The sequence below is a fragment of the Thermoanaerobaculia bacterium genome (assembly GCA_035717485.1).
In the GTDB taxonomy this organism is placed as follows: domain Bacteria; phylum Acidobacteriota; class Thermoanaerobaculia; order UBA5066; family DATFVB01; genus DATFVB01.
In genome coordinates this window covers 1-11,578 of the sequence record DASTIQ010000037.1, presented here as the reverse complement: position 1 = coordinate 11,578, position 11,578 = coordinate 1, and the positions used below count along the sequence as shown (strand labels likewise).

General features: G+C 68.4%; 11 protein-coding genes. 1 reads left to right on the top strand and 10 read right to left on the bottom strand.

The features are described 5' to 3' along the window. Positions 1-71: 71 nt before the first annotated feature. From VFS34_01820 to rimP, 10 genes are all read right to left on the bottom strand, one after another. Positions 72-1,151: a hypothetical protein gene (locus tag VFS34_01820; protein ID HET9793171.1), complete on the bottom strand. Its 1,080-nt coding sequence runs from the start codon at positions 1,149-1,151 to the stop codon at positions 72-74. A 69-nt stretch (positions 1,152-1,220) separates the two neighbouring features. Next, on the bottom strand, positions 1,221-1,922 hold the full coding sequence (locus VFS34_01815; GenBank protein HET9793170.1) for a DUF72 domain-containing protein: 702 nt from the start codon (positions 1,920-1,922) through the stop codon (positions 1,221-1,223). 132 nt (positions 1,923-2,054) lie between these two features. Continuing rightward, complete coding sequence (pnp, locus tag VFS34_01810; GenBank protein HET9793169.1) at positions 2,055-4,238, bottom strand: polyribonucleotide nucleotidyltransferase; 2,184 nt, start codon at positions 4,236-4,238, stop codon at positions 2,055-2,057. Positions 4,239-4,325: 87 nt separating this feature from the next. Further along, positions 4,326-4,601: a 30S ribosomal protein S15 gene (rpsO, locus tag VFS34_01805; protein HET9793168.1), complete on the bottom strand. Its 276-nt coding sequence runs from the start codon at positions 4,599-4,601 to the stop codon at positions 4,326-4,328. Between the two features lie 59 nt (positions 4,602-4,660). Beyond that, positions 4,661-5,605, bottom strand: a complete 945-nt coding sequence (gene truB, locus VFS34_01800) for a tRNA pseudouridine(55) synthase TruB (protein HET9793167.1) — start codon at positions 5,603-5,605, stop codon at positions 4,661-4,663. Next, the gene (rbfA, locus tag VFS34_01795) at positions 5,602-6,009 is read right to left on the bottom strand and encodes a 30S ribosome-binding factor RbfA (protein ID HET9793166.1); all 408 of its coding nucleotides are present in this window, start codon (positions 6,007-6,009) and stop codon (positions 5,602-5,604) included. Before rbfA ends, truB begins: the two co-directional genes overlap by 4 nt. 102 nt (positions 6,010-6,111) lie before the next feature. Then, positions 6,112-6,399 (bottom strand): DUF503 domain-containing protein, encoded by a 288-nt coding sequence (locus VFS34_01790; GenBank protein HET9793165.1) that lies wholly within the window; start codon positions 6,397-6,399, stop codon positions 6,112-6,114. A gap of 4 nt (positions 6,400-6,403) precedes the next feature. Next, positions 6,404-9,160, bottom strand: a complete 2,757-nt coding sequence (gene infB, locus VFS34_01785; protein HET9793164.1) for a translation initiation factor IF-2 — start codon at positions 9,158-9,160, stop codon at positions 6,404-6,406. Next, positions 9,161-10,642, bottom strand: a complete 1,482-nt coding sequence (gene nusA / locus VFS34_01780) for a transcription termination factor NusA (GenBank protein HET9793163.1) — start codon at positions 10,640-10,642, stop codon at positions 9,161-9,163. Continuing rightward, entirely contained in the window at positions 10,642-11,139 is a 498-nt protein-coding gene (gene rimP, locus VFS34_01775; GenBank protein ID HET9793162.1) for a ribosome maturation factor RimP, read from the bottom strand. Before rimP ends, nusA begins: the two co-directional genes overlap by 1 nt. A gap of 150 nt (positions 11,140-11,289) precedes the next feature. Here rimP and VFS34_01770 point away from each other — a divergent pair. Then, positions 11,290-11,578: hypothetical protein (locus VFS34_01770; protein ID HET9793161.1), on the top strand; the 289-nt coding region annotated here is incomplete at its 3' end.

The following is an 11,578-nucleotide window of genomic DNA, read 5'->3' as shown; positions in this document are numbered from 1 at the left end:
CGGGACCGGGTTCCCCCGGAGCGACGCGGGAAGCGCCGAGACGGCCGCGAGCGAGAAGAGGAGCGCTTTCTTCACGAGGGCTCCGCCCCTTCTACGCCCGGGACGGCTCCCTCGTCAAGGACGCGAGTCCCGTCGGCGCCGGGATCGAAGAACCCCTCCCCGTCGAAGACGTCGATTCCGTCGATCCGGAACCGGTCCACCGCCGCGAAGACGTCCACGTGGTATTTCGTCCGGCGTTTCGAGAAGCCCGGCTTCGAGTAGATCGCGTGCTTCGATCCGAGCGAGAGGTGGACTCCGCTCATCCTTTCGTAAGCGCCGACGTCGGACACCCGGCGGGTGCGCGTGAACGCGCGGTTCAGCCCGAGGCCGAGCTCGCGCACGCGGACGATCTCCTCGTCGCGGCGGATCGCGTCGAGGATTCCGGCGAACGCGGCCGGCGCTCCCGGCGCCGCCGTCACGACTCCCCGCTCGACCCGGATCCGGAACCCGCGTTCCGGCGCGGCGACCCGGAAATCGGAGTCGCCGAACGCGAAGAGGACGGCCTCCCCGTCGACGCCGGCGAGGTCCCGGAGCTCGGTGAAAACCTCGCCGATCGGAAACTGGCCGCCGACGTTTCGCTGGCGGCGGTAATCCCCGACGTTCAGCCGCGACTCCTCGAATCCGCCCGAATAGGTGAGAACGGCGCCGTCGCCGAGGAGCCGGGCCTCCGACGCGCGGTCGAGCCTCTCCTTCAGGGCGCCGCCGATCGTCCGGAGGGAGGGGTCGTACGCCAGCGCGTCGACGTACGCGGCCTCCTCGCCGGGAGCCACCCGCGAAAGATGGGGAAGCTCGACGACGGCGAGGCCGCGCTCGAAGAGGCGGACGCGGAAGCGGTGCTCCTCCGGGAAGAAGCGGGTCGATTCGACGAGGACGACGAGGTCCCGCGGAGCCAGGCGCGCGACCGCGTCCGGGACGCCGACGGCCCCGCCGGGCAGCTCGATCGCCTCGGCGCCCGGCAGAGCCGCGCGCCACGCGTCGGCGAGCAGCCCGGCGAGCGGCGACTCCCGGTCGAAGAGGACGAGGGCCCGCCGTTCCGGTTCGTGCTCGATCGCGAGCCGGAGGATCGACTCGACGTTCGAGCGCGCGGCGGCGGGGAGGTCGTCGATCGACATGCGGCGATTCTCGCACCGCCGCGTCCGCCGCCGCCGGGATTCGTGCGGCGGGAAGCGGGCGCGAGGCGGTCAGCCGGGCGACAGGGCGGCGAAATGCTCGGCGAGGCGGGGACCGACGGCGTCGTCCTCGTGCTTGAAGAACACGAAGGAGCGCTTCCAGGAGGTCTCGGCGACGCGGGCGGCCCAGGAGCGCAGCCCGTCGTCGGAATAGTCGAGCCGGCGCAGGCGCAGGTAGCCCCAGGAGGCGGTCGGCGTCAGCGGGGGGTCTGGGAGCTCCTCGTCGTCGACCGCCGCCAGAGCGAAATCGCGCCCGCGAAGGCGGTCGAGAACGTCGGGGGAATGCCACGACGGGTTCCGGAACTCGAAGGCGAGGGAAAAACCCTCCGGAACGGCGGCGAGGAACGCGTCGAGCCTGACCGTATCCTTCGGGAGGTTGGGCGGGAGCTGGACGAGAACGGGCCCCAGGCGCGATCCCAGCTCTCCGAGGTTCTCGAAGAGGAATCCCGCATCCGCCTCGACGTCCTTCAGGCGCCGGATGTGGGTGATTCGCCGCGGCGCCTTGACGACGAAGCGAAAGCCTTCCGGCACCTGCCCGGCCCACGAGGCGAGAACGTCCTTCTTCGGCATGCGATAGAAGGTGTTGTTGATCTCGACGGTCCGGAAACGTCCGGCGTAGTAGCGGAGCCACTCCGACGCCGGAAGATCGGCGGGGTAGAACTTCCCTTTCCATTCCTTGTAGGAGAAGCCCGAGGTCCCGACGAAGAGGTCCACGCGGGAAGTCTAGCGCCGTCGGAGACGGAGTCAGGAATACGGGATCCGCGGGTACCCCCTCCGGTCGGCGGCCGACGCCCGTCCGTTCGCTGGAAGGACGAGGCGCGGCGATGCATCGCCGCGCCTGGGTTCTTAGCGGCGGGGGCGGTGATCCCGACGATCGTGCCGCTCGTGGCTGCCGCCCTCGGGTTCCCCGACGGTCGCCGGCGCCATCGCCGCCTCGGCCTCGAGTTCTTCCTTGGAGAGCGCCTGCTTGCGCGAGAGCTTGATCTTGCCCATCGGGTCGATCGCGATCACCTTGACCGGGATGACGTCGCCTTCCTTGACGATGTCGGTCGTCTCCCTCACGCGGTAGGGGGCGAGCTCGGAAATGTGCACGAGCCCGTCCTTGCCCGGGAGGATCTCGACGAACGCGCCGTACGCCTCGATGCGGCGGACCTTGCCGCGATACATCTCGCCGATCTGCGGGTCCTTCGTGAGTCCCTCGATGATCTCGATCGCGCGCATCGCGGCCGCCTCGTCCGACGAGGCGATCGAGACGCGTCCCGAATCCTCGACGTCCACCTTGCAGCCGGTCTCCTCGATGATCCCGCGGATCGTCTTTCCGCCGGAGCCGATGACGTCGCGGATCTTGTCCTTGGGGATCTGGATCGTGAAGATGCGCGGCGCGTAGGGAGAGATGTTCGCCCGCGGGGCCTCGATCGCCTTCGACATGGATTCGAGGATCGACAGGCGGCCGTGGCGCGCCTGCTCGAGCGCCTGCTCGACGATCACGCGCTTCAATCCCTTGATCTTGATGTCCATCTGGAGCGCGGTGATGCCGTCGCGGGTGCCCGCGACCTTGAAGTCCATGTCCCCGTAATGGTCTTCCTGGCCGGCGATGTCGGTCAGGACCGCGTGCTTCTCTCCCTCGGCGACGAGCCCCATCGCGACGCCGGCGACGGGAGACTTGATCGGGACCCCCGCGTCCATGAGCGCGAGCGTTCCGCCGCAGACGGTCGCCATCGAAGAGGAGCCGTTGGACTCGAGGATGTCGGAGACGACGCGGATCGTGTACGGGAACGAGACGTCGTCGGGCAGGATCGGCTCGAGCGCGCGGCGCGCGAGGTTCCCGTGGCCGATCTCGCGCCGGCCCGGCCCGCGCAGGAATTTCACCTCGCCGACCGAGAACGGGGGGAAGTTGTAGTGGAGGAGGAACGTCTTCTCGGAGTCTCCCTCGTAGTCCTCGACGAGCTGGGTGTCCTCGGAGGTGCCGAGCGTGCACGTGACGAGCGCCTGCGTTTCGCCGCGGGTGAAGAGCGCGGAGCCGTGCGTCCGCGGCAGGAGCCCGACTTCGCACGTGATCGGGCGGATCTGAGAGAAGTTCCGGCCGTCGAGCCGCTCGCCGCGGTCGAGGATCGTCTCGCGGGTGAGCGTCTTGACGAGGGCGTCCATCGCCTTCGCGGTGGCCGTCCGGAGCGCCACGTCCTCGGCGGGAATCTCCCCGATCGCCTGCTTCTTGACTTCCTTGATGCGGGCGTACGACAGGATCTTGCCCGGAACGGTCATCGCCGCGAGCATGGCCCCTTCCCAGCGCTTCAGGATCCCCGCGAAGAACGCGGCATCGTACGGCTCGGGGGCCGAGAACTCGCGTTTCCGGTTGCCGACCGCGGCGGCGAGCTTCTCGATTCCGGCGATGATCTGCTGGTTGGCGTCGTGCCCGAAGAAGATCGCGTCGATCATGGCCGACTCGGGAACCTCCCGGGCGCCCGATTCGACCATGCAGACGGCGTCCTTCGTGGAGGCGACGATCAGGTCGATGTCCGATTCGTCGCGCTCCTTGTTCGTCGGATTCAGGACCAGCTTCCCGCCGATCCGCCCCACCCGGACCGCGGCGATCGTGTGCGTGAACGGGATCGCGGAGACGGCGAGCGCCGCCGACGCGCCGTTGATCGCGAGCACGTCCGGGTCGTTCTGGCCGTCGGCGGAGAGCACGAACGCGATCACCTGCGTCTCGTTGCCCCATCCCTTCGGGAAGAGCGGCCGGAGGGGCCGGTCGATCAGGCGCGAGGTCAGGATCTCCTTCTCGGTCGGGCGTCCCTCGCGCTTGAAGAATCCGCCGGGGATCCGCCCGGCGGCGTAGGTGTTCTCCCGGTAGTCGACGGTCAGCGGAAGGAAATCGATCCCTTCCTTCGGTTCGCCCGCGGCGCAGGCCGTGGCGAGGACGACGGTGTCGCCGAGCCGGACGACGCAGGCGCCGTCGGCCTGCTTGGCGACCTTCCCCGTCTCGATCGAGAGGGGGCGGTCCGGCAGGGAGATGATCTCTTCGTGTTTCATTCGCTCGTCCTTATTCGTGTCGCCCGGACAAACCCCCATCCATCGCCGTGGCGGCGCGGATTCCGAGGGCCGTCGGGAGATCGTCTTTTACTTGCGGAGACCCAGACGTTCGATCAGGCGGTGATAACGCTCGCCGTCCTTCTTCTTGAGGTACTCCAGGAGACGCCGTCTCCTCCCGACCAGCATCAGCAGTCCGCGCCGCGAATGATGATCCTTCGCGTGCGACTTGAAGTGGTCCGTCAGGTACGCGATCCGCTTCGAGAGCAGCGCGACCTGGACTTCGGGCGAGCCGGTGTCCCCGTCGTGGGTCTGGTAGTCGTGGATGATCTCGGGTTTGGTGTCCCGATACGCCGTGGCACTCAACAATTCCTCCGATGCTTTCTCAACGAATCGCTCTACTTTTTCAACAGCCGGGTAGCCTATCAGAAACGGGATTCCTCCGCCAGCACGATCCGGGGCTTGATCATGGCGATCTTTCCGGTGCCGACGGGGGTCATCTGCCCCAGGGCGAGCATCTGGCCGTCGGGCGAGAGGAGGGATACCCAGTCCCCCTCGGCTCCCTGCAGGCGGGCCGGAATCGCCTGTCCCTGGCGGATTTTCCACGCCTCGAGGGACGCGACGGTCATCCGGGGGAACGTGAAGGGAATCATGGCGAGCGGGATCGCGTGCGGGGGGGCGACCCGGACGTCCTCCTCGGCGGCCTCGAACGTCGCGAGGGGGACCGCGTCGGCGAGGGCGAAGTCGCCGATCCGGGTCCTGCGCAGGGCCGACAGGTGCGCGCCGACGCCGAGGCTCTCGCCGAGCTCGTGCGCGATGGAGCGGATGTACGTCCCGGAGGTGCAGGACAGGGTGAAGTCGATCTCCTTTTCGCCGCGGAGCCGCAGGTCGAAACGCGAAACGGTCACGGACTTCGGGGCCTGCGGGACGGTCTCCCCCTGCCGAGCCATTTCGTAGAACTTCCGGCCTCCGACCTTCTTGGCCGAGTACGGGGGAGGCGACTGCTCGAACGTGCCGCGGAACTTCGCGGCCGCTCTTTCGAGGGCGTCGGGTCCGATCGCGATCCCGCCCGCGTGCTCCGACGTCGTCTCGCCTTCGGCGTCGTAGGTCGTCGTGGCGCGGCCGAGCGTGATCGTTCCCTCGTACGTCTTCGGGAGCCCCGTCAGGAAACCCTGGAGCCTCGCCGCGCGCCCGCAGCAGAGGACGAGGAGCCCCGTCGCCATCGGATCGAGCGTCCCCGTGTGGCCGATCTTCTTCACTCCGGTCGTCCGGCGAACGCGCTCGACGACGTCGTGCGAGGTGAGTCCCTTCGGCTTGTCGACGAGGAGCAGCGCGCCGCGGGAGAACAGGAGATCGCCCGCGGAGCTCATTTCCGGGGAGCTTCGCCGGAGTCGGAGGCCGGCGTCCCGGAGGGCTCCTCGGAGGCTTCCGGGGCCGGGAGGTTCTCGCGCAGGATCTTCTCGATCCGCGCCCCCGTTTCCGCGGAACGGTCGGGGAAGAAATGGAGCTCCGGAGCGTAGCGGAGCCGGCATCGCCGGCCGATCTCGCGCCGCAGATATCCGGCGGCGCGGTCGAACCCGTCCCGGACCTTGTCGAACTCCTCGGGTCCGCCGAGGCAGGAGAAATACACGCGCGCCGTGCGGAGGTCGTGCGACATCTGCACCTGCGTGATCGTGACGAACCCGATCGCCGGATCGTGGAGATCGCTCCGGATCATCGCGGAGAGCTCCGCGCGGATCAGCTCGCCGACCCGCTCGGGACGCTTGACCGGCATCAGCGCGCCTCCGCGAAGGAGGGGGGGGCCGGCTTCGTCATCACGAGCGTCCGTCCCGCCATGACGGCGAAGAGGCCGGCCGGCGGCCGGTCGAGAGTTTCCTCACACATGGATGAACTCGTTCCGGTAGTCGAGGATCGGGCCGTCGAAGTTCATCTCGACGAAGGAGAGGATCTCCTGCAGGAGCTGGTCGAGCGGGACCTGGTCGGGCCCGACGACGGCGACCGCGAGCTCGGCGCGCTGGTGCCGGTCCTGGTGTCCGGTCTCGGCGACCGACACCTCGAACTTGTTCCGGATGCGGCTCTTGAGACTCCGAAGCACCATGCGCTTCTCCTTGAGCCCCCGGCAACCCGGAAGGTTCAGGTCGTAGACCGCGTACGCGAGAACCAGCGAGCTACGCCGACAGGACGCCGGCGACCTTCTCGGTCGAGAACGCTTCGATGACGTCGCCGACCTTGACGTCCTGGTAACGCTCGAGTCCGATGCCGCACTCGAAGCCGTTCTTCACTTCCGAGACGTCGTCCTTGAAGCGCCGGAGCGACGCGATCTTTCCTTCGTACACGACGCGGTTGTCGCGCAGGAGCCGGACGCCCGCCGACCGCGGGATCGTCCCCTCGGTCACGTAGCAGCCGGCGACGACGCCGACCTTCGGCACCTGGAACGTGTTGCGCACCTCGGCTCGGCCCCGGTTGACTTCCTTGAGCGTCGGCTCGAGCAGCCCCTCCATCGCCTTCCGGATGTCGTCGGTGATGTTGTAGATCACCGTGTAGAGCCGGATGTCGACCCCCGCCTTCTCCGCTTCGGTCTCCGCCTTCTTCTCGGGACGGACGTTGAACCCGATGATGATCGCGCCCGAGGCGGAGGCGAGCAGCACGTCGTTGACGTTGATCGCGCCGACGCCCGCGTGGAGGACGTTGACCTTGACCTGTTCGGTCGAGAGCTTCTTCAGGGTCGAGGAGAGCACCTCGGCCGAGCCCATCACGTCCGCCTTGAGGATGATCGCGAGGTCCTTGACGCCGCCCGCCTGGATGCGCGAGAAGAGCGCTTCGAGCGAGGTCTTGGACGTCGACGCCATCGTCTGTTCGCGGTTCTTCTCCTTGCGGAAGGAGACGATCTGGCGCGCGCGGATCTCGTTCTCGACGACCTGGAACGTGTCTCCCGCGGCGGGGAGCTCCTCGAAGCCCATCACCTCGACCGGCGTCGACGGTCCCGCCTCCGTGAGGCGGTTGCCGTTCTCGTCGGACATCGCGCGCAGGCGGCCCGAGACGGAGCCCGCGTAGAAAACGTCGCCGATCTTCAGGGCCCCCGACTGGACGAGCACGGTCGCGACGTTTCCACGGCCCGCCTCGCGGCGCGCCTCGATCACGACGCCGCGCGCCATCCCGGTCGGGTCGGCCTTGAGTTCCTGGAGCTCCGCGACGAGGCGGATGATCTCGAGGAGCTGGTCGATCCCCTGTTTCTTCAGCGCCGAGACCTCGACCGACGGCACGTCGCCGCCCCACGACTCGAGGAGGACGCCGCGGTCGCCGAGCTCCTTCTTGACGCGCTCGACGTTGGCGTTCGGCTTGTCGATCTTGTTGATCGCGACGACGATCGGGACCTTCGCGGCGCGCGCGTGGTCGATCGCCTCGACGGTCTGCGGCATGACGCCGTCGTCCGCCGCGACGACGAGAACGACGATGTCGGTCGCCGCGGCGCCGCGCGCCCGCATCAGCGTGAACGCCTCGTGGCCGGGCGTGTCGAGGAAGACGATCGGCGTTCCCTTCGACTCGACGCGGTAGGCGCCGATGTGCTGAGTGATTCCGCCCGCCTCGCTCGCCGCGACCTTCGTCTCGCGGATCGCGTCGAGGAGCGAGGTCTTTCCGTGGTCGACGTGACCCATGACCGTGACCACCGGAGCGCGGGGCTTCAGGTTCTCGGGAGAGACCTTCTCGCCCTTCTCCTCGCGCGCGAGCTCCATCTCCTCCTCGAAGGAGACGACGGCCGCCTCGACGCCGATTTCGCGGGCGATCTCGACGGCCACGTTCGCCGGGAGGCTCTGATTGATCGTGACCATCATGCCGCGGCGAAGGAGCTTCTGGACGAGATCGCGGGCGAGGACGCCGAGCTTCTCGGAGAGCTCCTTGACCGTGACGCCCTCCGAGAGGAACACGGGTCCCGTCGGCAGCGGCTTCTTGAATTCGACGATCTTGCCGGTGTCGTCGTGCCGCGTTTCCTTGCCGGCGCGGCGCATCGCCGACTTCGAGAGCTGTTTCGGTTGGACCGGCTCCTCGAGCGTCGCGTTCTTGTCGATGAGCGGAAGCGTGATGTCGGAATACGTATCCGGCTGATACTCGCCGACGAAGTCCCTCAGGTCGACCTCGTCCGCGGGATTGATCTTCGGACGCGCGCCCGTCTTCTTGGCGGCGGCCTTCTTCGATTCCTCCTCCTTCTTGCGGCGGAGGGCCTTCGCGTCGTCGGCGGGAACGGGCGGTTCGATCGCGCCGGGGCGAACCGGGCGGCCCGGCACGCCGGGGCGTCCGGGCGGCAGCGGCGGACGAGCCCCGGGAATGCGCGCGCCGGGGGCGCCGGGGGCCGGCCGGTACACGCTCGGCCCCGGACGCGCTCCGGGACCGAAGCGCGGAGGCGGCGTTCCGGGACGGACGGGAACCGCGCCGGGGCGAGCCGGAGCGGCCGCGGCCGGCGGCGGCCCGGGTCGCGCGATCGGACGCCGCGGGGGAAGCACGATCTTGCGCGGAACGAGCGGCGCCTTCGGCGGCTCGGCTTTCGGAGCCGACGCGGCAGAAGCCTCACCCTCCGGCTCGGACGGAACGACCGCCGTGCGAGCGGGCTCCGCCGGCGGCCGCGGCCGCGGTTCGGCGGGCTTCGGCGGCTCGGTCCTCCTTACGGGGGCCGTCGGCCTTTCGATGATCTTGATTCGGGAGAGCGCGCTCTTGGGCGCCTGCGTCGTCTTCGGACGGCTCGGCTCCTCCCGGACGATGAGCGATTTCGGCGCGTGCGTCTTTCCCTGCAGGATCGCGAGGACCGTCGATTCGTCGAGATCCGCCTGCGCCGAGGCGACCTGGACTCCGATCGACTGCAGCAGGAACATCAGTTCCCGGTCGCCGACCCCCATTTGCTGCGCCAGTTCGTGGACCCGAATTTTCGCCATTTATCCCTTTTCTTCGATTGCCGGCTCCTCGAGAACCGATCCGTCGGCCGCGCCTTCGGCCCCTTCTTCGGGCTCCTCGGGCGTGGGATTGTCGAACTCCTGCGCCGCCTCCAGGATCTCCCGGGCGCGGTCCTCTCCCATGTCGGCCACGGGAGCGAGGGCCTCCACCGTCTGCGACAGGAGCTGGTCGAGATTGGCGACCCCCGCCTGCTCGAGCGCGGCCGCGGTCTCCTCGTCGATCCCCGGGACGCTCCCGACCGGCGTCTGCTGGCGCTGCGACGCGCGGAGCATCCGGCCGAGCGCCTCCGCGACCTCGCCCTTGACCTCCGCCTCGCTCTTGATCTCGATCTTCGCGCCGATCAGCGCCGAGGCGAGACGGACGTTCTGCCCCTTCTTCCCGATCGCGAGCGAGAGCTGCTCGTCCTCGACGACGCAGTCGAGCGTGAGCGGGCCTTCCTCGTGGTGGATCGGCGACACGCGCGTGATCTTGGCGGGGGAGAGCGCGTTCTGCGCGAACGTGATGAGGTCGTCGCTGTACTGGATGACGTCGATCTTCTCCCCGTGGAGCTCGCGCATGATCGCCTGCACGCGGCTTCCGCGCATGCCGACGCACGCGCCGACCGGATCGACGTCGCGCTCGCGCGAGAGGACGGCGACCTTCGCGCGCTCGCCCGGCTGGCGGACGGCGCCCTTGATCACGACCGTGCCGTCGTAGATCTCGGGCACTTCCATCTCGAAGAGCCGGATGAGGAGGCGCGGGTCGGTGCGCGAGAGGATGATCTGGGGGCCCTTCGGGTTCTTGTGCACGTCGGCGATGACCGCGCGGACGCGCTCTCCCTGCCCGTAACGCTCGGCGCGAGACTGCTGGTCGCGCGGGATCGCCGCTTCGAGCCGTCCGAGGTCGACGACGATGTCGCCGCGCTCGAACCGCTTCACCGTGCCGTTGATCAGCTCGCCCACCTTGGGGATGTACTCGTTGTAGATCCGCTCGCGCTCGGCCTCGCGGACCTTCTGGTAGAGAACCTGCTTCGCGTTCTGGGCGGCGATGCGGCCGAGGCCCTCGGTCGACCGGTAGATGCGCAGTTCGTCGCCGAGCTCCGGTTCCTCGACCTCGTACGGCTCCGCCCCGTCCGTGCCGGGCCGGAAGACGCGCACGTTCCCGCCCGCGCCCGCCTCGCGGACGATCGCCTTCGCGTCGTCGAGCAGCACGAGGGTGGCCGGATCGGGGGGCGGCTCGACTCCCTCCGGAAGCGGCTCGACGGGCTCCTCGGGGACCTCCGGCATCACGTCGACGACCTTCCGCGGTGTGTAAGCGGACATCGATCCGGTCTCCCGGTCGATCTTCGCGACGATTTCCTTCACCTTGTAGAAGCGCCGGGCGGCCGACGCCATGGCCTCTTCGAGGGCGCCGAACATCTTCTCGGGATCGATGTCCTTCTCGCGGGAGACCTGCCGAATCACCGATGCCAGATCGTTCGTCATCATGAGCTTCTTTTCCCGGTCGCGGCCGGCCACTCGGGTTCGAGCCGTGCGACCTTGACCTCGCCAAAACTCAAATTATAGGTTTTTCGGGAATCCTCGTCCACGATCCGGAGCCGGTCTCCCTCGACGGAATCGAGGATCCCTCGAAAATTTCGCGATCCTTCGACCGGGAGGATCGACTGCACCTTCACTCGCCGGCCGACGAACCGGCGGGCGTCGTCGGGAGAGTAGAGCTTCCGGTCGAGGCCGGGCGAGCTGACCTCCAGGTGGTAGCGATGCCCGATCGGCGCCTCCGCGTCGAGGAGCGGAGAGACGTCGCGGGAGACTTTCTCGCAGTCCTCGAGCGTGACCCCTTCCTCCTTGTCGAGCACCAGACGCAGCACGAGGTGACGCCCGGCGCCGGCCGTCTCGATGGCGAGCAGCCGGCAGCCGTTTTCCGCGGCAATTTGCCCGATCTCCCGCGTCGTTTTTTCGTCCAGGATCTCCGTGCTCCGCATTATCCTAACCGCCGCCGAACAAAAAAGCGGGCAAAAGCCCGCTTCTCCAAAAGCGCCGAGCTTTTATAGCAGAAAGGGCGGGGTCGCGCAAATATTCCGCGCTCCGGAATGCCGGAAACGAAAAAGACTCTTTTGCTGTTAGAGGGTTGAGTGTTCGGCGTCAAGGAAGAAGAAGCCGAGGCCGCGCCGCCGCTCCGCCGGGCGCCGGACATCGCGTACGCGCCCGATCTCGAGGATCTCGTCGAGCGGGTCGAACGGCCGCAGCGTCGCTGGCTCGAGCGGGCGATCCTTCTTTCCCTCCTCGTTCATGCCGTCCTGATCATCCTTTTCCTCCTCGACCAGGGCCGGCAGCGCGCCGTCGAGCTCCGCGCCGACCAGCTCGCCACCGCGCGGCGGAAGGCGCAGATGGCCCGGCAGATCCCGATCCGGTTCTTCACCG